General features: G+C 64.8%; 15 protein-coding genes, 1 tRNA gene and 8 pseudogenes. 11 read left to right on the plus strand and 13 right to left on the minus strand.

The genetic code is table 11. The annotated features are described in order from the left end of the window. Positions 1 to 2: 2 nt before the first annotated feature. Genes T428_RS35550 through T428_RS0120265 form a run of 3 tightly spaced genes read right to left on the minus strand, consistent with a single transcriptional unit; the run spans position 3 to position 3,513 of the window. A complete protein-coding gene (locus T428_RS35550; protein ID WP_281173966.1) occupies positions 3 to 998 on the minus strand; it encodes an AMP-binding protein in 996 nt (331 codons plus the stop codon). Beyond that, on the minus strand, positions 899 to 1,573 hold the full coding sequence (locus T428_RS35555; RefSeq protein WP_281173967.1) for an AMP-binding protein: 675 nt from the start codon (positions 1,571 to 1,573) through the stop codon (positions 899 to 901). The genes T428_RS35550 and T428_RS35555 overlap by 100 nt, the downstream gene beginning before the upstream one ends. Then, on the minus strand, positions 1,570 to 3,513 hold the full coding sequence (locus tag T428_RS0120265; protein WP_025737927.1) for a fumarylacetoacetate hydrolase family protein: 1,944 nt from the start codon (positions 3,511 to 3,513) through the stop codon (positions 1,570 to 1,572). The genes T428_RS35555 and T428_RS0120265 overlap by 4 nt, the downstream gene beginning before the upstream one ends. A 176-nt stretch (positions 3,514 to 3,689) precedes the next feature. Between T428_RS0120265 and T428_RS29750 the strand changes: the two are divergent. Next, positions 3,690 to 4,805, plus strand: a pseudogene (locus tag T428_RS29750) (S-(hydroxymethyl)mycothiol dehydrogenase). Between the two features lie 285 nt (positions 4,806 to 5,090). Here T428_RS29750 and T428_RS29755 read toward each other — a convergent pair. Beyond that, positions 5,091 to 5,465, minus strand: a pseudogene (locus T428_RS29755) (nucleotidyl transferase AbiEii/AbiGii toxin family protein); the annotation flags it as partial. A 582-nt stretch (positions 5,466 to 6,047) separates the two neighbouring features. On the opposite strand from T428_RS29755, the gene T428_RS32920 reads away from it, so the two are divergent. The 4 genes from T428_RS32920 (at position 6,048) to T428_RS0120295 (ending at position 8,133) form a co-directional block, all read left to right on the plus strand. Then, entirely contained in the window at positions 6,048 to 6,719 is a 672-nt protein-coding gene (locus tag T428_RS32920) for a hypothetical protein (protein ID WP_156943011.1), read from the plus strand. A 137-nt stretch (positions 6,720 to 6,856) separates the two neighbouring features. Continuing rightward, complete coding sequence (locus tag T428_RS32325; protein ID WP_084298816.1) at positions 6,857 to 7,309, plus strand: DUF4145 domain-containing protein; 453 nt, start codon at positions 6,857 to 6,859, stop codon at positions 7,307 to 7,309. A gap of 54 nt (positions 7,310 to 7,363) precedes the next feature. Further along, a complete protein-coding gene (locus T428_RS36195; RefSeq protein WP_425412059.1) occupies positions 7,364 to 7,705 on the plus strand; it encodes a DUF6602 domain-containing protein in 342 nt (113 codons plus the stop codon). 14 nt (positions 7,706 to 7,719) lie between these two features. After that, positions 7,720 to 8,133 (plus strand): hypothetical protein, encoded by a 414-nt coding sequence (locus T428_RS0120295; protein ID WP_025737931.1) that lies wholly within the window; start codon positions 7,720 to 7,722, stop codon positions 8,131 to 8,133. Positions 8,134 to 8,245: 112 nt separating this feature from the next. Here the strand turns inward: T428_RS0120295 and T428_RS0120300 are convergent. Continuing rightward, a tRNA-Ile gene (locus tag T428_RS0120300) sits at positions 8,246 to 8,319 on the minus strand. A gap of 226 nt (positions 8,320 to 8,545) precedes the next feature. Here T428_RS0120300 and T428_RS0120305 point away from each other — a divergent pair. Further along, the gene (locus T428_RS0120305) at positions 8,546 to 8,848 is read left to right on the plus strand and encodes a hypothetical protein (RefSeq protein WP_245605005.1); all 303 of its coding nucleotides are present in this window, start codon (positions 8,546 to 8,548) and stop codon (positions 8,846 to 8,848) included. Positions 8,849 to 8,955: 107 nt separating this feature from the next. After that, positions 8,956 to 9,327, plus strand: coding sequence for an EthD family reductase (locus tag T428_RS29760; protein WP_025737933.1), 372 nt, complete (start codon positions 8,956 to 8,958; stop codon positions 9,325 to 9,327). Here T428_RS29760 and T428_RS29765 read toward each other — a convergent pair. The 3 genes and pseudogenes from T428_RS29765 to T428_RS0120325 form a co-directional block, all read right to left on the minus strand. After that, positions 9,288 to 10,144, minus strand: a pseudogene (locus tag T428_RS29765) (carboxymuconolactone decarboxylase family protein). The gene T428_RS29760 and the pseudogene T428_RS29765 overlap by 40 nt on opposite strands. 16 nt (positions 10,145 to 10,160) lie before the next feature. Further along, entirely contained in the window at positions 10,161 to 11,534 is a 1,374-nt protein-coding gene (locus tag T428_RS0120320; protein WP_025737934.1) for a TldD/PmbA family protein, read from the minus strand. Further along, positions 11,531 to 13,048: a TldD/PmbA family protein gene (locus tag T428_RS0120325; RefSeq protein ID WP_025737935.1), complete on the minus strand. Its 1,518-nt coding sequence runs from the start codon at positions 13,046 to 13,048 to the stop codon at positions 11,531 to 11,533. Before T428_RS0120325 ends, T428_RS0120320 begins: the two co-directional genes overlap by 4 nt. A 59-nt stretch (positions 13,049 to 13,107) precedes the next feature. Between T428_RS0120325 and T428_RS29770 the strand changes: the two genes are divergently transcribed. The 3 genes from T428_RS29770 to T428_RS0120340 are packed head-to-tail and all read left to right on the plus strand — an operon-like array spanning position 13,108 to position 16,128. Beyond that, positions 13,108 to 13,983, plus strand: a complete 876-nt coding sequence (locus T428_RS29770) for a carbohydrate ABC transporter permease (protein WP_036468540.1) — start codon at positions 13,108 to 13,110, stop codon at positions 13,981 to 13,983. Further along, positions 13,970 to 14,794, plus strand: coding sequence for a carbohydrate ABC transporter permease (locus tag T428_RS0120335; RefSeq protein ID WP_025737936.1), 825 nt, complete (start codon positions 13,970 to 13,972; stop codon positions 14,792 to 14,794). The genes T428_RS29770 and T428_RS0120335 overlap by 14 nt, the downstream gene beginning before the upstream one ends. Beyond that, positions 14,791 to 16,128 carry an ABC transporter substrate-binding protein gene (locus T428_RS0120340; RefSeq protein ID WP_025737937.1) on the plus strand — a complete coding sequence of 446 codons (1,338 nt, stop codon included), beginning with the start codon at positions 14,791 to 14,793 and terminating at the stop codon, positions 16,126 to 16,128. The genes T428_RS0120335 and T428_RS0120340 overlap by 4 nt, the downstream gene beginning before the upstream one ends. On the opposite strand, the pseudogene T428_RS29775 reads toward T428_RS0120340, so the two are convergent. The 3 genes and pseudogenes from T428_RS29775 to T428_RS0120355 form a co-directional block, all read right to left on the minus strand. Continuing rightward, positions 16,125 to 17,542, minus strand: a pseudogene (locus T428_RS29775) (APC family permease). The gene T428_RS0120340 and the pseudogene T428_RS29775 overlap by 4 nt on opposite strands. A gap of 28 nt (positions 17,543 to 17,570) precedes the next feature. Further along, entirely contained in the window at positions 17,571 to 18,806 is a 1,236-nt protein-coding gene (gene rocD, locus T428_RS29780) for an ornithine--oxo-acid transaminase (RefSeq protein WP_036468542.1), read from the minus strand. After that, positions 18,803 to 19,282: pseudogene (locus tag T428_RS0120355) on the minus strand (dimethylarginine dimethylaminohydrolase family protein); the annotation flags it as partial. The gene rocD and the pseudogene T428_RS0120355, both read right to left, overlap by 4 nt. On the opposite strand from T428_RS0120355, the pseudogene T428_RS29785 reads away from it, so the two are divergent. Continuing rightward, positions 19,272 to 19,718 (plus strand): annotated as a pseudogene (locus tag T428_RS29785) (Rv2324 family transcriptional regulator). The pseudogenes T428_RS0120355 and T428_RS29785 sit on opposite strands and share 11 nt — an antisense overlap. A 152-nt stretch (positions 19,719 to 19,870) precedes the next feature. On the opposite strand, the pseudogene T428_RS29790 reads toward T428_RS29785, so the two are convergent. Beyond that, positions 19,871 to 21,508 (minus strand): annotated as a pseudogene (locus T428_RS29790) (sulfatase-like hydrolase/transferase). Beyond that, a pseudogene (locus T428_RS29795) lies at positions 21,501 to 21,952 on the minus strand (SRPBCC family protein). Before T428_RS29795 ends, T428_RS29790 begins: the two co-directional pseudogenes overlap by 8 nt. Positions 21,953 to 21,954 lie beyond the last annotated feature (2 nt).

Below are 21,954 nucleotides of genomic sequence, written 5' to 3' on the forward strand. Positions count from 1 at the left end.
CGTCAGGCTCCCGCCCTCGACCATTGCCCAACGCCGTGGGCAGTCCCACTGTGCTTGATCAGCAGGTCTTTTCGGATCTTGCCGACCGCAGTGCAAGGCAGCTGCGCGACAATTTCGACCTGGTCGGGCACCTTGCCGCGGGGCAGGTGGTAGGTACAGAACTCAATGAGCTCGTCTTCATCGGCATTGTCTCGGCCATGGTTGTTCGGCACAACGAATGCCTTGATCGCCTCGTCGCGCACTTGGTCGGGGACGCCTATGACTGCTGATTCATGCACGCCAGGATGAGCGTCAATGACGCGCTCTACCTCGGCGGCGGCCACGTTCTCCCCTGCGCGTTTGATCATGTTTTTAGCTCGGTCGTGGAGAACAAGGAAGCCGTCGCTGCGTTTACGGACGATGTCGCCGGTCCGCAACCAGCCATCGGTGATCGTCTGGCCCATTGTCGCGTCGTCGGCGAGGTAGCCGGCCATCAGCGTCTGTCCGGGTATCCCGCCGATGAGTAACTCGCCGGTCTCGCCGGGCACCACGTCGCGACCGCTTTCGTCCACCACGCGGACGCGGCCAGTTTCGGTGGGCAGCCCGATGCTCATGCTGTCGGACGGCCCGTACAGGGGGTTCATCAGGGGCGGCGCGATGGCCTCGGTCATCCCGTACAGCTGCAACAACGGGCAGTCGAACCGGTTTTGAAACTGCGTGAGCTGCGCCTGGGTGATGTTCTGGGCGAAGACGGTGGCGCGCAGGCTGTTGTCGGCGTCCTCACGGAACTCCGGTGCGGCCAAGACCATCCGGATTGGCGCGGCAAACAGACTTGCGAGAGTCGCGCCGAGGCTTCGCACCTGCGCACCCCAACGCGATGCCGAAAATCGGGCCGTGACCGCGACCGAAACCACGGTGACTAGCGCCGACATGACGCAGTAGTACTGCGCGTTGGCATGAAACAGCGGCAGTACGACCAGCCAGCGATCATCGGCCCGCATACGCAGCTGACCGGCCACAGTAGAGCCGGCGACCGATAGTTGGCATGGGTGACGACAACGCCTTGGGGCCTGCTCGTAGTGCTTGAGGTGTACAATACCGCGAGAGGATCGTGTCCGGCGATCTGCGGTGCGTTGGTCGACGATACAGCTGTCGACATGTCGGCGAAGTTGTGTCGGGCGGTGATCACACGGGAAGCTGCTCCACACCAAGCGCTTTCGACATTTCGGCGTTGTCCGTCGCCGCATACCACGCCGCGGCATTGGGCATGGTCGAAGATATAGCGAAGGTCATCGGCCGTGCTATTCGGGTTCACCGGAACCATCACGGTCTTCGCGATCGCGGCTCCAAACCAGCAGGCAAGAAACTCCGGGCTGTTGTCGAGAACGACCGCGAACCGATCACCACGGGCCAGTCCCAGCGAGGTCATCAGTCCCGCTGTGCGCATGGCCATTTGGAGGACCTCGGCATAGGTGTATCGCCGCGGGTCGTCGTCGATGGAGTCGAAGATCAGAAACGGGGTATCAGGATTGCTCTCGGCCCAGAAGCGCAACGTGTCGCCGACGGTACATTCACCGGAAATGGGCAGCGTCAAAGCGACCCTCCTTGTGCTGCTTGCCATTCCGCTTGCAGATCAAACAGTTCACGGATGCCCAACTGCGGCGTCCGCGGGTCAATTTCGCGGTATCGCTGATAGACGTTGACACCGACGCGCTCGGCATCCAACCAATCGCGATACTCGCCGAGGTCGATACGGGCGGCCGCTTCCTGAAAGGGTTGTCCGGTCGTCCACGCGCAGTCCGCATAATCGGACACAAAGGTGAGGTATTCCCGCACGCTCTTCATGGCGCTGCCATCACCGACCGGGCCGTGTCCGGGGACGACGACGGAGGGATCCAGCGCGATCATGGCGTCGCAGGCCGCCACCCAATTGGCTATCGGACCGGCCCACACAATCGGAGTGCACCCAAAGAACAGCAGGTCTCCGCCGAACAGCACCCCCGCATCCGGCACGTGCACGACGCTGTCAGCGGCGGTGTGCGCCGGTCCCAGGTCATACACGTCGACGCGACGACCGCCGACTTCGACACTGAGCTGGCCCTCGAACGTCTTGTCCGCATTACGTGTGACGACGTCGCCAAAGAAGAACTGCCCCAACCGTTCCCGGAGGTACGGGGTAGTCGTCGGGCCGAAGTCGGCACTCTGGAAAAACGCGAACATCTCGGGCGCCAGCTCGTGCTCGATCGATTCGGCGGTAGCTTTTGCGGCCAGGATTCGCACCGCCGGGCCTAGGAGCTGATTCCCATGCGTGTGGTCGCCATTGGAGTGGGTGATCAGCACGTCTCGGAGGGGGTGGCGGTCGGTAATCGGCTTCATCGCCGTCAACATCTCGCGTGTCAAGCGCAAGTCAAAGAGCGTGTCGACGAGCATCGAGGCGCCCTCGCCGGCCACCAGGCCCGCGTTGCTCCAGCCGAAGCCTCCATCTGGCAGGGTCCATGCCCACACATCCGTGCCCACCTCGTGCAGACCACGGGTGTAAGGGATCAGGGCGCGCGCTCGGTTCACGCGCAGCGGCGCGGATGCGGCGTCCGGATTATTGCGCGCCGGTAGTGGTTGCGGCGCGGGCGAGGACCGCACGATTTGACGCGTCGCCCCAAGCCCCTCGACGGTCAGGGTGACGACGTCACCATCGCCCAACCAGCCGCGAAACGACCCCAAATCGTTGACGTCGAGATGCTCCAACAGCGTGCAGGTGGGCACCGTGCCGGAACCGAAAACATCACCGGGATAAAGCGTGACTCCGCGCGAAGCGAACGAAATCACTTCGGCGAAGGTCCAATCCATCGAACCGGTCGACCCTTCACCGATTACCTGCCCATTGACAGCGGCGGAAACCCGCAAGTCGAGCCTGCCGTCGCGAAGGTACGGTTCGAGTTCATCGGGCGTCACCAGATACGGGCCCAGCGTCAGGGCGCTGTCTTTGTCTTTACCCTGACCGATACCGAGTTGAAGTTCGAGTGCTTGCAAGTCGCGTGCGGACCAATCGTTGAAGATCGTGTAGCCGATGATTGCTCGTTCTGCCTCGGCCACCGACAAGTCTTTGCCACCGGCTCCAATAACCGCGGCGATCTCGAGTTCGAAGTCCTGCCAGGCGCTTCCGGATGCGATCGGCACGTCGTCATGCGGGCCAAGCACGCTCGACGGACAGGCAAAGTAGAACGCCGGGATTCGATACCACGCGTCCTTCAGGACGCGGCCGCCACCCAGCGCCTGTTGGCAGTTGCGCATATGGTCGAGAAAGCACAAACAATCGCGAATTGCAGGCGGCCGCGGAATCGGTGCCGCGAGTTCGACTTCGTCTAGCCGCACCGTGTCGCACGCGCGGCGGGCTCGCCGACCCGCTTCGGCCAATCCCCCCGTTCCACGCGAAATCAGCTCCACCATCGTCACGCCGGTTGGCAACGAATAAATACTTTCTCCAACCAGCAAGCCGACCCGGTCACCATCAGGTGTCCGATAGGTCACCCAGCGCATATAACCCACTTTCGTTCTGTGTCAGGCACCATATAGTATGTTATTTGGCATTGTAAAGTGCCGCTTGGCAGATCCGGGACGGCTGATTGGGGATCACTCGTGGTTGCGAGATGCCAAGGCGCCCATGGGTTCCCAGCCAAAGAGCGGCTGGCCGGAGACGCTAAGGAGATCACCAGATGAGCTCAACCACTCAGTCGTCTGGGGTAGGTCAGACGGTCCGGGGTGTCATTTCCCGCACCAAGGACGACGCAGTGGAGTTAGCGGACATCGTCATCCCAGACCCCGGCCCGAACGATGTAGTGGTCGGTGTGGCAGCGTGCGGGGTGTGCCACACCGATCTGACTTATCGCGATGGCGGGATCGGCGATAACTACCCGTTCTTGCTCGGCCACGAGGCGGCCGGGATCGTGGAATCGGTGGGGTCAGCGGTCACCGCGGTCCAGCCGGGCGATTTCGCGATCTTGAACTGGCGCGCGGTGTGTGGGTGGTGCCGAGCCTGCAAACGAGGCCGGCCATGGTAGTGCTTCGACACTCGCAACGCCTCGCGTCCTATGACCCTGCCCGACGGGACCTCGCTGACCCCCGCACTGGGCGTCGGCGCATTCGCCGAAAAAACCTTGGTACATGAAGCCCAGTGCACCAAGGTGGACCCCGCCACCGACCCCGCCGTGGCGCGGTTGCTGGGCTGTGGCGTCATGACCGGTTTGGGTGCAGCGATCAACACCGGTGCCGTCAGCCGCGATGACACCGTCGCTGTGATCGGCTGCGGCGGTGTCGGGGACGCAGCGATCGCGGGAGCAACGCTAGTCGGCGTCAAGCGAATCATCGCCGTCGATACCGACGATTCAAAACTGCAGTGGGCCCGCCACTTCGGCGCGTCTCACACCATTAACGCCCGCGAACAAGACCCGGTAGAAGCCATCGCTGCACTGACCGACGGTTTCGGCGCCGACGTGGTAATCGACGCCGTCGGCCGACCCGAATATTTTAGGCAAGCGTTCTACGCTCGTGACCTCGCCGGAACCGTTGTGCTGGTAGGTCTTCCAACGCCAGACATGCGCTTGGACATTCCGTTGATCGACTTCTTCTCCCGGGGCGGATCGCTGAAATCATCGTGGTACGGCGACTGCCTGCCCGAGCGTGACTTTCCCACCCTGATCAGCTTGTATGCGCAGGGTCGACTTCCGCTGGAAAAATTCGTCTCCGAACGCATCGGACTCGACGACATCGAGGCAGCATTCCAGAAGATGCACCTCGGTCAGGTGCTGCGATCGGTGGTCGTGCTCAACTGACACCCGATCCGGCCGTTGCCCTGCCGTCGCGGAGATTGTGTTGTCTCACAGTTAGATTCGTTTGGAACTACCCGTGCTCTCCCCAGGAACTCATTGAGCGTTAGGCATCGGGATCGAACGGCCGATTCTACGGGAATCCACCGAGTCGAGGCATGGCGTGATCGTAAATGTGGCGTCCGAGAGTCGAGTGAGGTCGTCGTCGAATGGACCCAAGACCACGGCAGTCGAGGCCCGGTCAGTTCGGCTTCAGACAGGGTTGACGGTCAGGCCACTGCTGCTGACCCATCACACGGCCGTCGCGCTGTCGCTACGTTCAACGAATCGCCGGATGGCCTCCGCCGCCTCCTCAACGGTGGCGGCAAGTTCGAGATGATCCAGCCCCTCCAGTGCACCCGAATAGATCGGCGGCCAGTGTGGCAGCCCGACCACGTTCGGCGGCCATGGATGCTGAGCGCGCGCTTCGAAAACAGCGATGCACGCGCTGCGCGTTAGCACGAGATCGGTATCGGGCAGCAGCCCTTCGAGGAGCTGCAAGTCCACCAAGTCGTGAGCGCGATCGTTGACTCTCGGCACTTCGAGCACGGCGGTCACAGCGTGGAGCTTCTGCGCGATCTGCCAGGGAATGGTCATACACGGCACGGAAACCGCCACGGGGAAGCCATCTGTACTTTGGCTTCGCGGTTTTGGTTGAGGCAGCAATGGGACCGGCGGGCACTGCATGATCGAGGACGCCAAGGCGCAGACCGGAAGCATGTGGCCGCTTGAGGGAGCGTTCCGGTGTGGAGACGGATTCTTATCGGCACCCGAATGTGTCGGCCACACGTTTTCAATCCCGCACAGTGTCACACGCAATCTTACTTACCCTGCCCGAAATCCGCGAAGGATCGCTCAGTCGCCCGCCGTGGCGATATGTTCGTGAAGGCGAGGACCGCAACAGCGTCCTTGGAGACGGCTGGGGCTCTATTGCGGGCGGAGGCACAGACGACCCCAAGTACGCCCACGTCCTGCAATGTGTGGTGCATTCGGAAGTCGCTGCGACAGACGACAAATCCTTCCAGACTGCTGCTACGCAGTTCGGTGATGAACTCTCCGACTGGTGGGCCTTAGTTTGCGACTGGTTGGACGTACTCACCTTGCAAGACTTCGCGGGCTTGGGTCGCGCGCAAAGGAGCATCCTGGATAATTCAGTTGTGGAGCGGCGACCCAAACGGAGTCCGGCGAGCTGGAGTCAACTATCAAGTCATGGCCGGCGGAATGAACTGGGTGGAAGTTCTTGACCGCCAACGAATTCAGATTGCGACGGATCTAGCGGCAAGCAACTCGTCACCACATGTTGAGTGGCTGTTCCTTCGAGACGCGCGTTCACTTCTGAATGCGCGCGAATACCGACGAGCCGTGATCGACTCGTGTACAGCTGCGGAATTGTCTGTGACCGCCCTCATCGACCGAAAATTCGACCTCGCAGGGACGAATCAGACTGACCGCGAAGAGAAGTTTTCAAAGCACCATGGACTCGCAAAGCTCATCGAACTTCACAACAGCTTCAGAACCGGGGAGCTCCCGAAACGCCTCTACCAGGAGGTGGGCGCACCTCGAAACAACGCCGCACACGTAGGGGCCTCATTGAGCGAGTCGGAGGCCAGGGCTGCAATGAGCAAGTCTGCTGAAGTCGTCAACATGGCCTATCCACTCAGCGCAATCGCTGCAGGAGTAGCTTGCCAGATCCAGACTCCCTCTCAATTAGGAATCCTGCCGGGAGTCGATAAAGAGCTCGTTCTAACTACGGGCAACGCGCTGCACATGAGTGTTCAAGCCCGCAGGCGCGAGAGACCACCACCGCTGCAACCACTGGCGTCCGAACAACGCGACGACATTGGTGGCAGTTCTGGCGCCGATAGTGTTCGGGGCTGGTAGCTCGGGCAGGTTGTTGAGCGCCCCGCCGTCCTCCTCAGGGATGTAGTCGCCATATACGTCCAGCGTCAACGTAAAGGTGCTGTGCCTCAGCCACTTCGACACCTGCATAAAGTGAACCCATCAGCTGGTCTAACGGAGTGGTTGTCAACGGCACCACCGCCAGCCCTGCGTCCATGCGTCTAGACACGCCGAAGATCCTCACGGGTGATGACTTGGCTGCATGGGAAGAGGTACGAGCATGTCTCTCCGTGGGCGCCAACACAGCGGCGGTGATGATGTGCCGCAAGCTATTGCTTCACATCGCCGTTAACCATGGCCTCCCCGCGAAAGATGACAATAGCCGTGCCCCGAATTCCCAAAACGCACTCGAACATCGAGAAGCAGAGGGCATCTTCGCGAAGCACATGCGGCCCTGGATCGAAAAGATAAAGAAGGTCGGTAACGAGGCCAACCACGAACTTCCCTGCACAACTTCGGCGGAAGCTCAGGACGTCGCTTTGTTTCCTCGCCAGCTAATCACGTTGGCATACGAGCTGCCGGCGATGGTTGCGGAGCACGCTCCGACACCCGACGGCTCAGAAACGAACTAGGAGCCGCGTCGCCAGCGTGCTCACGTCGCGCGGCGTAGGGTCCACAATGAACCGGTGAGTGCTATCAGCAACTTCTGGGCCAATAGCGGTGATGAACTGCGTGTCAGGTTCGAGCGAACACGGGAATCGCAAAAAGACTCCCATATCAAGGGAGGCGCAAACGAACGATCGCTCGCTCAGTTTCTCCAGGAAAATCTTGGGGCTCAGCGGGTCGCACTTAGCTCCTCCATCATCGACCCCAACGGCCGCCAATCCGACGAAGTTGATGTGGCGGTAGTCAACGAGTTTCAGCCACTGTGGACTGGCGACAGCCAGCAGATACTGATTGCGCATGCCGTCGAAGCCGTATACCAAGTTAGGCACGACTCAGCACTGAGGAACTTCGCCGAGCGATGAAGAATGCACGGTCTGTGAAGCAACTCGGACGGCACCCGGGCAAAGGCGCCCAGGTCCACGGAACACTCGAAGATTTCCCTCGATTCGTCGACCGGGTCCCATTCTTCGTCTTCGCATACGAGTCAAACGTCTCTGGAGACGCCGCGATCACGCTTGTGAAAGACGAGTTTCAAGACACACCCTGGCACGAGCAGCCCGATGGAATCTTCGTGCTGGACGACTGGGCGGCGATTAACATCCCCAACAACGACGGGGCCAACAGAGTGTGGCCGCCAGAGCGCCGAGGGCTTGTTCTACCCGGCGACGAACTCCCTTCCCTCGTGCACATGCTCTGGAATCACTACATGACGGTGCCACTCATCCAGTACTCCAAGCACCCGGTCCGGCTATACCACCCGGTTCCCGAACAACCTCCTAAAAAGGAATAGCGCCGACCTTCCCAGCCGAACAGCGTCGCCAGCCGCCGGGGCGAGGCACGGGTAAACCGACCTCGGACGCGCCTGGAACCGACCAATATCGCCTCTACCAGTCGGAATACCGTGGGGCGGGCGGGGCTCGAACCCGCGACCAACGGATTATGAGTCCGCGGCTCTAACCAACTGAGCTACCGCCCCCGGTGCTTAACGGGTACGACATTAGCGTCTCAGCTTCCAGTGCCGTCGCCAGCCGACTGGTGGCAGGCGAAAAACCCGGATCTGCGAGCTACCCAGTTCCGAATCAAGCCCCGGCCCATCGCGACGCCGGACAAGCATTGACACTCGCGACCGTGGCGAATAACGTGCCGCGATGCCGATAAGTGCGCACCCAGCAATCGTGCGCGCGGCGTGCGTGGCCTGCGCCGTGGCCGCGCTGGGGCTGGCCTTCAACGGAGCCACGGATCTCTCCTTGACCGGCTTTCCCGACAGCCACCTGACGGACTACGACAAAGCGGCACACACGCCTAAACAGGTCCTGCTGTGGGCGGAGTTCGGTCTGGCCGTGCTGTTTCTGGTTCTGGCCTTGTTGCCGATGGGCGCCCGCACGCGTGCGACCGGCTTGCTCGGCGCCCTCGTCGCGTTGGTCGCCGCAGCAGTAGTTCAATTGGTCTGTATCCCTTGGTATTTCGGGACCCACCTCGGTCTCGACAACGGAATCGGCGGCTAGTTTATGGGAGTCGGCGGGTCGGTGAAACCCGAATCCCCGGGGGTGTAATCGGAAGTAGTGTCAGGACGGCGATTCGCCCCCGACTACCGACGATGTGAGGAAATCCGTTGTCCGAAACCAAGCTCACGGTCATCTACGACAACCCCACCGACCCGGCGGCCTTCGAAGCCGCCTACGAATCGGAGCAACTCGAGGCCGCTCGACGGATACCGGGATATCTCCGGCTCGAGGCGTCGAAGGTCTGGCCGAAAGAAGACGGCAGCCCGACGCCCGCCTACCGCATGATCGCTCTGTACTACCCGACGTACGACGACGTCAGTGTGGCGGTGGCGACCCCAGAAGCGGGCGCCTTTTTCGAGGCCCTGGGCCGGATCGCCACCGGCGGCCGTACGTGTCCTGGTCTCCGACATCGAGGTGGCGCAGCACTGACCTCGAGCGGTCAGCTGAACACCGGCTGGCCGTCGACATCGAGCAGGTAGGTCTCGGTGCCTTCGGCAACCCACGGCGCGTCCCCACCCAGCGAGACCGCGATCTTATTGATGGCATTACGCATGACGTCAAGGGTGATCTCGACGGCCTGGGCCTCGGAAAACCGGACGCGCACCTCGGCGACAACGTCGGCGTCGAGGTGCGCCGGCGTCCAAATTAACCCATCTACATACTTCAGCGCTGCTTTTGCGCGATCGTCGATCAACGTCGACTGCTCGAACTGCGCGATGTCGTCGTAGAGCGTCTCCGAACCCCGGCCTCGAGCGCCCTGCTCTCCCGCACCGACTTGCACAGTCGGCCGTTGTGCGCGCCCGCCCCGCGCAACCGCACCAGCCCGGAGGTCAGCGGGTCGAGCGCGCGTAACCGTCCGACGAACGGCAGGAACTCGTCGAACACCTCACCGGACGGGTCGGTGGCGTGATCCCACTCGATCGGCCCGCGCGTCCACCCCAGCAAAGACGAACCGAGGCCCAACGCCTCTAACCCGGCCCGCACCCAGGGCACGAAGTCGGCGATGTACATCGCGACCACCACAACAAAGGTGCTGTCCCCCAACGTCTTAAATAGCAAAGACCGCTGCTCGGCGGTGATCGCGGAAACGTCGGCGCTGAACTGCTCGGCGAACTCGGCGACGACGGCCTCGGCCTCGGCCGACGGTTGAACCACCTCTACCTCGACGGGCAGCGGGGGCAGCGACATCGTCTGCACGCACACCCGGCGCACCAACCCCACCGATCGCGCGTCCGGCGAACCCAACGACACCAACCGGGTCAGCTGAGCATCTCGAACCGTAGCCGGAACCACCATTGGAGATACGTTACGACTACTGCGCCTGGCTCACCGAGGACATGTGGAAATCCGGGATCCGCAGCGTCGGCATGGCCGCACGGGTGACCCAATCGCCCCACTCCCGCGGCAGCGTCTTCTCGCTGACCCCGGCCTCGGTGGCGCGCCGCAGCAGATCCAGCGGGCTCTCGTTGAAGCGGAAGTTGTTGACCGCCGCGGTGACCTCGCCGTCCTCGACCAGGTAGACCCCGTCGCGGGTCAGTCCGGTGAGCAACAGCGTGGTGGGATCGACCTCGCGGATGTACCACAGCGTGGTCAGCAACAGCCCACGCTCGGTGCCGGCGATCATGTCGGCGAGGTCTTTCTGCCCGCCGGTCATCACCAGGTTGTCCGCGGCGACGGCGACCTTGGCGTCGTATTTGGCGGCGATGGCGCGCGGATAGGCCAGCGCGTTGATCACCCCGTCGCGGATCCAGTCGACCTGGCCGATCTCCATCCCGTTGTCGAACACCGACACCGTCTCCGAGGAACTGCTGGCCGTCACGAACGGCGTGCACGCCAGCCCCGGCGCCATCGGATCGGAGAACAACGTCAACGGCAGATCGGTGAGCCGCTCCCCCACCCGGGTGCCTCCGCCGGGCGCCGAGAACGCGGTGCGCCCCTCCTGCGCGCCCCGCCCGGCCATCGACCAACCCAGGTAGATCATCATGTCCGACACCGTCGACGGCGGCATGATCGTCTCGTAGCGCCCGGCCGGCAGCGCCACGGTGCGCTCCGCCCACCCCAAGCGCAGCGACAGGTCCTCGAGCAGCGAATCCGTAGGCACGTCAACGAAATCGGGCGTCCCGACCCCGGCCCACGCGCTGGCGTCGCCGCGCTTGCCGTTGATCTCCACCGCGCCGGTGGGCTGGGTGAAACGACGCCGCAGCCCCGTCGACGACGCCAGGAACGTCGTCGAAACACTATGGTGCGCAAAGCCATACAGCCGATCGGTGCCAGTGAACCCGCGGCTGAGCGAGTCCGCGACGCCGGCGAACACCTCGGGCCCGGTGCCGGGCACCGGGGCATCCCAATCAGCGGGCACTCCGGTATCGGCCAGCAGCGGCGCGGCATCGCCGGCCTCGGGTGCGGCAGCGGCTGCCTCTTGCGACGCCGCCACCAGACCCGGCAGCACCCGCGGATCCACCTCGGCCGAGACGACCGTGCCGAGGGAAGCGCTGTCACCCTTGCGCACAATCGAAATGACGGTGATGTTGCGGCTGTGCGAAACCCCGTTGGTGGTCATCGAATTGCCCGCCCACCGCAACGTCGCCTCGACCTTGTCGGTGACCAGCACCATGGTCTCGTCGGCGCGACCCAATTTCGCCGCCTCGTCCAACACGATGTTGACGACATACTGCGGGGTGATCATCGGGCCCCCTCGCTGACCGTGTTGAGCACGTTGACGCCCCGGAACAACGCCGACGGGCAGCCGTGGCTGACCGCGGCGACCTGACCCGGCTGCGCCTTGCCGCAGTTGAACGCGCCGCCGAGCCGCCACGTCGACCGACCGCCCACGGCTTCCATCGAATTCCAGAAGTCGGTGGTGGTGGCCTGATAGGCCACATCGCGCAGCTGGCCGTCCATGCGCCCGTCGCGGATGCGGAAAAAGCGCTGCCCGGTGAACTGAAAGTTGTACCGCTGCATGTCAATTGACCAGGACTTGTCCCCGACGATGTAGATGCCGTTATCGACGTGGCCGATCAGATCCTCGGTGGACAAGTCGTCGGGGCCGGGCTGCAGCGACACGTTGGCCATCCGCTGGATCGGCACGTGGTGCGGTGAGTCGGCATACGAGCAGCCGTTGGAGCGCGGCTGTCCCAGCCGGGGCGCGAACACCCGGTCGAGTTGGTAGCCGACGAATATGCCGTCGCGCACCAAGTCCCAGCTCTGCGCGGCCACCCCCTCGTCGTCGTAACCGACAGTGGCCAAACCGAATTCGACGGTCCGGTCGGCGGTCACGTTCATCACCGGCGAGCCGTAGCGCATGGTTCCGAGTTTGTCCGGGGTGGCGAACGACGTCCCGGCATAAGCCGCCTCGTAGCCGATCGCGCGGTCGTATTCGGTTGCGTGGCCGATGGATTCGTGAATGGTCAGCCACAGGTTGGTCGGGTCGATCACCAGGTCGGTGGGCCCGGCGGCCACGCTGGGCGACTTGACCTTCTCGGCCAGCAGCGCCGGCAGCTGGGCGAGCTCGTCGGTCCAGTTCCACACCTCGTCGCCGGCCAGCACCTCCCAGCCGCGTCCCATCGGCGGCGCCAGCGTGCGCATCGAATCGAAACTGCCGGCCGCGGGATCGACGGTCACCGCCTCCAACGACGGCATCACCCGCACCCGCTGCTGGGTGATCGCCGACCCGAAGGTGTCGGCGTAGAACGTCTGCTCCTTGACCGCGGTCAGGCCCGCCGAGACGTGGTCGATGCCGTCGGCGCTCAGCAGCCGCCCGGAGTACTCCTCGAGCACGCCGATCTTGTCGGCGGCGGGGACGTCGAACGGGTCGATCCGATAGTTCGACACCCAGGTGGCATCGGCGTACACCGGCTCGGGCGCCAGCTCGACGCGCTCGGTGTTCAGCGCCGCCAGCGTGGTGGCCACGTGCACCGCGCGGCGTGCGGTGTCGGCCGCCACCGACGGCGCCAGCTCGGCGTGCGAGGCGAATCCCCAGGTGCCGTCGACGATGACCCGCACCGCCAGGCCGACCTCACGACTGACGACCGCGGTCTCTAGCTCACCGTCGCGCAGCTGGATGATCTCGGTGTTGATGCGCTGAATGCGCAGGTCCGCGTAGCTGGCCCCGGCCGTCGTGGCCGCCGACAACGCGGCCTCCGCGAGCTCGTGTCGCGGCAGGTCGACGAAGTCGGCATCGATCCCCCGATTCGGTGTCACCGCTCCACCGTAACGACTGCGCACTCCAAACCCGTGCAACGCCCGCTTTAATTAGCTGCATGGCCGCCCGCAGTCAGCCACGATCCAGCGTGCTGGCCTATGGGCTGCTGGCGCCGAGCCTGTTCGGCGTCGTCACCTTCCTGCTGCTGCCCATCCTCGTGGTGGTCTGGCTGAGCCTGTACCGCTGGGATCTGCTGGGCCCGCTGCGTTTCGTGGGCCTGGCCAACTGGCGCTTGGTGCTGACCGACTCCGGGTTCGGCAACTCCCTGATCGTCACGGCGATCTTCGTGGCGATTGTGGTCCCGACGCAGATCGTGCTCGGCTTGGCGGTCGCCTCGATGCTGGCCCGGTTGCTTCCCGGTACCGGCTTTTTCCGGACGGTGTTCGTGCTGCCGTGGATTTGCGCGCCGCTGGCGATCGCCGTGTTGTGGCGCTGGATCCTGGCGCCCACCGACGGCGCGGTCGCGACCCTGCTGGGACACAGCATCGAGTGGCTTTCCGATCCTACTTTCGCGCTGCCGCTGGTGTCGGCGGTCGTCGTCTGGATGAACGTCGGCTACAACTCGCTGTCGTTTTTGGCGGGCCTGCTGGCCATTCCCAACGACATTCACGCCGCCGCGCGCACCGACGGCGCCAACGCGTGGCAGCGGTTCTGGCGGATCACCCTGCCGATGCTGCGCCCGACGATGTTCTTCGTCCTGGTGACCGGGATCGTCAGCACCGCACAGGTTTTCGACACGGTATACGCGTTGACCGACGGCGGGCCCGGCGGCAGCACCGACCTGGTGGCCCACCGCATCTACGCCGAGGCGTTCGGTTCGGCGGCCATCGGCCGGGCGTCGGTGATGGCGGTGGTGCTGTTCGTCATCCTGGTCGGCATCACGATCGTCCAGCATCTGTATTTCCGACGGCGGATCACCTATGACCTCGTCTAGTCGGGTCGGGAACGCGTTGATCTACGCCGGCATGATCGTCGGCGCGCTGATCACGTTGCTGCCCTTCGCGCTTGGCCTGCTGACCTCGTTCACCTCGGTGCACCAATTCGAGACGGGCACGCCGCTGCAACTGCCCCGCCCACCCACGCTGTCCAACTACGGCGACCTGGCCGGTGCGGGATTCGGCCGCGCCGCGACGGTGACCGCCTTGATGACGGCGGTCATCCTGGTGGGCCAGCTGACCTTCTCGGTGTTGGCCGGCTACGCCTTTGCCCGTCTGGAATTTGCCGGCCGCGACGTGCTGTTCTGGGTCTATATCGCGACGTTGATGGTGCCCGGGACGGTCACGGTGGTTCCGCTGTATCTGATGATGGCCCAGGCCGGGCTGCGCAACACGTTCTGGGCGTTGGTGTTGCCGTTCATGTTCGGCTCCCCGTACGCGATCTTCTTGCTGCGCGAGCATTTTCGGATGATCCCCAACGACTTGATCAACGCCGCGCGCCTGGACGGCGCCAACACGCTGGACGTGATCACCCACGTGGTGATTCCGTCGAGCCGGCCGGTGCTGGCGGCGCTGACGCTGATCACCGTGGTTTCGCAGTGGAATAACTTCATGTGGCCGTTGGTGATCACCAGCGGGCACAAGTGGCGGGTCCTCACCGTGGCGACGGCCGAACTGCAGTCGCGCTTCAACGCGCAATGGACGCTGGTGATGGCGGCGACCACGATCGCGATCGTGCCGCTGGTGCTGCTGTTCATCGCTTCTCAGCGCCACATCGTCTCCTCGATCGTGCTGTCGGGCGTCAAATGAACCGGCCTCGCTCGTCCACGCTGGCCGCCGGGGCGCTGGGACTGGTGGCGGTGCTGCTGGCCGTGATCGCCGTGCTGTTAAACTACTCCGGCGAACCACACGGCAACAAAACCGTGGTACGAGTGAGGATCTGGGGCGCCCCGATCGCCGACGCCTACCGCCAGTCGTTCGCGGAATTCAATCGCACGCATCCCGATATCGAGGTGCGGGTCGACATGGTGGCCTACGCGACGTACTTCAACACCCTGCGCACCGACGTCGCAGGCGGCAGCGCCGACGACATCTTCTGGCTCTCCAACGCCTACTTCGCCGGCTACGCCGACAACGGCCGACTGCTGAACATCAGCAAAACCTTCAGCCCGGGCACGATTGCGGACTGGGAACCGGCGGTGGTAGACCAGTTCACCCGCAACGGATCACTATGGGGAGTCCCGCAACTCACCGACGGCGGAATCGCGGTCTACTACAACGCGGACCTCCTTTCGGCCGCCCACATCGATCCCGGCCAGCTGAACGGACTGCGCTGGAATCCCGACGGCAACGACACCCTGCGCCCGCTGACGGCCCGGCTCACCGTCGACGTCAATGGAAATGCCGCGGGCACAGCGGGTTTCGACCCGAGCCGGGTTCGGCAGTGGGGTTACAACGCGGCCAACGACGCCCAGGCTATCTACCTCAACTACATCGGCTCGGCGGGCGGGGTGTTCCAGCGCGGCGACCAGTTCGCATTCGACAATCCCGAGGCCGTCGCGGCCTTCCGCTACCTCGTCGGTCTGATCAACGACGACCACGTCGCGCCGCCGGCGTCGGACACCAACACCAACGGCGACTTCTCCCGCAACCAATTTCTGGCCGGCCGGATGGCCCTGTTCCAGTCCGGCACCTACAATCTCGCGGCGATCGCCCGCGATGCCCGGTTCCGATGGGGTGTGGCGATGCTGCCGATCGGACCCGCGGGCCGCGTCAGCGTCACCAACGGCATTGCCGCGGCCGGCAATTCGGCCACCAATCATCCCGACGCGGTGCGCCAGGTGCTGGCCTGGATGGGCAGCAACCAGGGCAATGCCTATCTGGGCAGTCAGGGCGCGGCGATTCCCGCGGTGCGTTCGGCCCAGCAGGTCTACTTCGACTACTGGGCGCAGCGGGGCGTCGACGTCACACCGTTTTTCGCTGTCCTGCAGGGCCCGCGCATCCCAGCGCCCGGCGGTGCCGGCTACGCCGCCGGAAACGCGGCACTGCAAAGCTATTTCGACGAGATGTTCCTCGGCCGCGGCGATGTCGCGACCACTCTGAGGCAGGCACAGGCCGCGGCCAACGCCGCCGCGCAGCGCTAGTCCGCGTCGTTGAGCGCGCTGTGGTGGCGACGCCACACGAAGTAAAAGATCAACACCACCAAGATCCAGCCGCTGAACGCGATCCAGGTGTACCAGTGCAGGCTGACCAGAATGTAGCCGCAAGCCAGCACCGAAAGCACCGGCGTGACAGGGTAAAAGGGCACTTTGAACGCGCGCGGCAGGTCCGGCTCGCGCACCCGCAGGATGATCACCCCGGCCGCAACCACGATGAACGCGGGCAGCGTGCCGATGGACACCATGTCGGCCAGGTTGTCCAGCGGAACGAGGCTACCCAACGTCCCGGCGGCGACGGCGACGATCGCCGTGTTCGACACGGGCGTCTGGGTGCGCAGATTGATCGTCGCAAATCGCGATGGCAGCAGACCGTCGCGGCCCATCGCGTACAGGATGCGGGTCTGGCCGTACATCGTGATCAGGGTGACGGTGAAGATCGAGATCACTGCCCCCGCACAGAGAATCGTGCTGGCCCAGCCGTGATGCGTGACGTTGTCGAGAATGGTGGCCAGTTCCGCGTCCTGTTGCCCGCCGAAGGCCTGCCACGGCTGGGTGCCCAGCGCGGACAACGCGACGAGCACGTAGACACCTGTGACCGTCGTCAGCGCGGCGATAAGGGCGCGCGGCATGGTCTTCTGCGGATCCTTCACCTCTTCACCCGCCGTCGATACCGCGTCCAGGCCGATGAACGAGAAGAAGATGGTGCCGGCCGCCGAGCCGATGCCCGCGACGCCGAACGGGGCGAAGTCCTTGAGCTGGTTGGCGTCGAAGGCGGTGAACGCGATGACGACGAACATGCCCAGCACGCCCAGCTTGATCATCACCATGATCGCGTTGACCCGCGCCGATTCGCTGGCGCCGCTGATCAGCAAGAGCGCACACATGGCGATCAGGATGACCGCCGGCAGGTTCAGGTAGCCGGGGTCCGAATCCCACGGCGCGGCCGACAAGGCATGCGGGAGCTGGAATCCGAATAGGTTGTGCAGCAGCTTGTTGACGTAGCCGCTCCAGCCCACCGATACCGCGGCGGTGGCCACCCCGTATTCGAGCAGCAGGCAGGCCTCGCGACGACTTCGCCCAGCGTCGCGTAGGCATACGAATACGACGACCCGGACACCGGTACGGCCGAGGCCAATTCGGCGTAGCAGATGGCGGCGAGCCCGGCGGCGATCCCGGCGATGACGAACGAGACGACCACCCCGGGTCCGGCTTCCGGCACCGCTTGCGACAGCACGAAGAATATGCCGGTGCCCACCGTCGAGCCGACCCCGAACATGGTCAGTTGGAACGCGGTGATGCCGCGTTTGAGGTGCTCTGCGGCTCCGTCTACGACGGGCGCGCCACTCACCGGTCGGCGCCGCAGCATCTGCGCTGTCAGGCTGATCGAGCTGGCTGGCAATTGCGCCTCCTAGTGCCGGATCAGCTGATTATGCCCGCAAGACGGCCGCAAATTGGTCGATGGCCCAGTCGATTTCCCGCTCGGTGATCACTAGTGGCGGCGCGAACCGCAGCGTCGATCCGTGGGTGTCTTTCACCAGCACACCGCGCTCGGCGAGGCGCAGGCTGATTTCCTTGCCGGTGGCCAGGGTGGGCTCGATGTCGACGCCGGCCCACAAGCCGAAGCCGCGCACCGCGATCACGCCGTCGCCGATCAGATCCCGCAACCGCTGATGCAGGTGTGCGCCCAATTCGGCCGAGAGGGCCTGGAATTCACCGCGCGCCAGCATGGCGACCACCGTGGTGCCGATCGCGGCGGCCAGCGGGTTGCCGCCGAAGGTCGAGCCGTGCTCGCCGGGATGCAACACGCCGAGGATGTCGCGGTCGGCGACGACCGCCGACAGCGGAACGATGCCACCGCCCAGTGCCTTGCCCAACAGATAGACGTCCGGCACCACGCCCCAGCGGTCGCAGGCGAACGTGTAGCCGGTGCGGGCTAGCCCCGACTGGATTTCGTCGGCGATCATCAAGACGTTGTTGTCCGTACACAGCGCGCGCACCGCCGGCAGGTAGTCGTCGGGCGGAACGATGATGCCGGCCTCACCCTGAATCGGTTCGATCAGCACCGCGACGGTGTTCTGGTCGATCGCGTCGGCCAAGGCCGCGACGTCGCCGAAGGGCACCGCACGGAACCCGGGCGTGAACGGGCCGAAGCCGCCCCGCGCCCTCGGGTCCGAGGAGAAGCTGACAATGCTGATCGTGCGGCCGTGGAAGTTGTTCTCGGCGACGATGATGTTCGCGCGGCCTTCGGGCACGCCCTTGACGTCGGCGCCCCACTTGCGCGCCACCTTGAGACCGCTCTCGACGGCCTCGGCGCCCGAGTTCATCGGCAGCACCATGTCTTTGCCGCACAGCTTGGCAAGCGCGGCGCAGAACGGGCCCAGGTTTGCGGCGTGGAACGCACGACTGACCAGCGTGAGGGTGTCCAGCTGGGCGTGCGCGGTCGCGGTGATTTCGGGGTTGCGGTGGCCGAAGTTGACCGCCGAGTACGCGGCCAGGCAATCCAGGTAGCGTCGGCCCTCGACGTCGGTGATCCAGGCACCCTCGGCGCTTGCCGCCACCGCGGGCAGCGGCGAATAATTGTGCGCTGCATACTGTTCGACGAGTCCGATCGCGTTCTCCGTTTCGTTGCCGGCCAACGAAGTCTGATGGTCGAGAATCGTCATTCAAACACCTCCAATGTGCAGCACTTGACTGAACCGCCCCCCTTGAGCAGTTCGGAAAGATCGACGCCGACGGGTGTGAAACCCACGTTCCGCAACTGTGCGGTGATACCCGTTGCAGCCGAAGGCAGTACGACATGCAGGCCGTCGGATACCACGTTGAGGCCGAACACGTAGGCGTCCGCGCTGCCCACCACGATAGCGTCGGGAAACAGTGCGTGCAGCTGGTCCTGTGCCGCCGCGCTGAACGCCGGAGGGTAGAACGCGATGGTGTGATCGTCAAGGACGGCCAGCGCGGTATCGAGGTGGTAGAATCGCGGGTCGACCAGCTCCAGCGAGACCACCGGCATGCGCAGCGCCGCCGAGATCTCGGCATGTGCACGCCGGTCGGTGCGAAAACCATAGCCGGCCAACACCATTTCGCCGACCAGCAGCAGGTCGCCCTGCCCCTCGTTGACGTGACGGGTGGTGACGGGCCGGCTGGATGACACCGACGAGCGCATCTCGCCGAGCTCATCGAGCATGCGCGGGCGACCTTCGCCGAGATCGCCGAGAAGGTGAATTGTCCGCGCCGGCGGTGAAACGCCGCGTGGACCGGATGCTCGACAGTGGGGTGATCAGGGGCTTCACCACGATCGTCGACCGCAATGCGCTCGGCTGGAACACGAGGCCTACGTGCAGGTGTACTGCCACGGCACCATCGCGCCCGATCAGTTGCGGGCGGCCTGGGTCGACATGCCCGAGGTGGTCAGCGCGGCGACGGTGACCGGGACGTCGGACGCGATCCTGCATGTGCTGGCCCGCGACATGCGCCACCTGTAGTCGGCGCTGGAGCGCATCCGGGAAAGTGCCGACATCGAGCGCAGCGAAAGCATCGTCGTGCTGTCCAACCTCATCGACCGGATGCGGACCTAGCGCGGCCGCTGGCTCGCCGGGGTCCGCGAGCGTAGGGCGTATGGCCGGGGTTCGCGAGCGTAGACGCACTGCGAAATCCGGGGCTCATTCTCGCAGTGTGTTTACGCTCGCGGCTCGAACGTCTTGGCTCGAACGTCTTGGCGGCTCGAAGGTTACGCTCGCGGCCTGAACCCAAGAATGCGGCGGCGCGCGGGCCGGGGCTGGCGAGTTGCGTAGGGCCACGGCCGGTTTCGCTCCGGCACCGAATTCGCCCGGGCCTGTTTCAGCTGCATGCGCAGGTGCTGACGGAGGTCGTGCAGGTCGGGATCCGTCCAGCGGTTGACGGCTTCGATCGGGTCGACGGTCAGGTCGTAGAGCTCCCACTGGTCGTCGAGCGGCGAGGTCCGATATTCCTCTCCCCCAAGGCCATTGGCGGCCAGATGGCGAACACCCGGCTCGGTCCAGGTACCCGGATCGTCGAAGCTGCGCACCAGCTTCCACAAATGCCCCGCACCGCCGGCCTCGTCGACCCGGACCACCAGGCCCTCGAAATTGGACGCGGTGTGCGCCGGCACGCGGATACGCAGCGGCGCGGGCGGATTCGCGCCCAACTTCAGCACGCGCGCCGGGAACGAGGCGCCGTTGTCGCCGTACAGGACGCTGTCGCGAGTCATGATGTAGACGGCTCGCGTGTCGTCGACGGGCGCCCCGTCCACCACCGGCATGAGATCGCGGCCCGGCAGCGCGTGCACTTCGGAGAACGACTCGGCGAGAGTGGCAGCGACCTCCTCGACGTCGACACCCGCGGCGCCGAGCAGATCGCCGTGGTCGGCCGTGCGCACCAGGACGGCGTTTTCGGAGCCTCCCTCGGTGACGGCCTTGCGGACGCGGTCGATCGGGGCGTCGACCTCGGCGTGCAGGCGATAGTAGAGGTCGCGGTAGCGCTGCGCATTGCGCCCGTACGTCCGGTGGATTACGCGCGCCGGCCCGTAGGCGGAGTAGTAGGACTCGCGGTACGCGATCTGCGCGGCGAGCTTGGTCGAAAGGTCTTCGTCGGCGGTGGGCGCCGCGGGCACCGGCGGCGGGTCCAGCGGCGACGGCTGCACGGGACTGCGGCGCGCCCAGCCCGGGAATAACACGATGTCGTGCGGGTTGACGAAGCTGGCGACCAGTAGGAAGGGGCGCAGCGCGGCGGGGTCACCGGCACGGCGGCGGGCGTACCGGTCGGTGAGCCACGCGACGACGCGATCGGCGATCAGCGGATCGCGGCGAACACCGGCGTTGGCCAACGGCGCGCCGTGCGGCTCCGGGCCGACCCAGCCGGAAAACCCATACGGGCCAAGCGGATCCGCGTCAAGGTAGCGCTGCACCGCGGCCGGGTCGACGACGCCGTCGTCGTCGTTGGTCGCCAGCGGACGCCCGGTGTCGGGGTCGATCAGATCCGCATGCGAGATGTGCCACTTGCCGTCGTAGTGCGTGTCGTATCCGGCCGCGCGGAACCAGTTGCCCAGGGTGGGAACCTCGCCCGCGCGCAGCCAGCGCATGCGGGAATCCTCGGCCGTCTTCCCCATGCCGTCGGTCTAGGTCACCCCGTGCAAGTCCGGATACTGCCCCGTGAAGATGGTCGGGCGGCTGAGAACGCAGGCGAGCGAACCGGTGTAGTGTCGGCCGAAACTCACGCCATGGTCGTCGAACCACTTGCGCCCCTGCAGTATTCGATCACGCCAGGCGAGCACCTCGGGGGCCTCGTACGGCGGTATCGCGCGTTCCTCGTCGGTCATCACGATGACGATGTCGGGGCGGTCAGACACGTGCGTTCTCCAATCGGTTAGCGAGCCCGGCGAGCATCGAATCGGACTGTCGCGCAACGACTTGACACACAAGACGCTCGGCAAGCCGTTGCGGTAGGCGAGGCCCGATGTCGACCGTGGTGGTCAATCGCACGGTCACCGAATCGGCCGAGTTCGCCGCGAGTGTCCAGCGGTTGGCCACCCGGCGCAGCAGCGGGGCAGGCCCTCGATGTCGTAGGCGAGCGTGTGCGGCGGGTCGAACTCGGTGATGCGCTCGACGAGGGTGTCGCGTTTGACTTGGACTCGCCGCGTCGTGCCGACCACCGCTCAGCCGGGGCCCGAGCACAGGATGCACGAGTGGTCGACGTTGTCCGCCCACGAAACGATGGCCCCGAAGTCCGCCAGCACGTCCCAGACTTCTTGCACGCGAGCGGCAATGATGCGGGTGCGCTGGATCTCGGTCACGC

This window comes from Mycobacterium genavense ATCC 51234, assembly GCF_000526915.1.
Taxonomy (GTDB): domain Bacteria; phylum Actinomycetota; class Actinomycetes; order Mycobacteriales; family Mycobacteriaceae; genus Mycobacterium; species Mycobacterium genavense.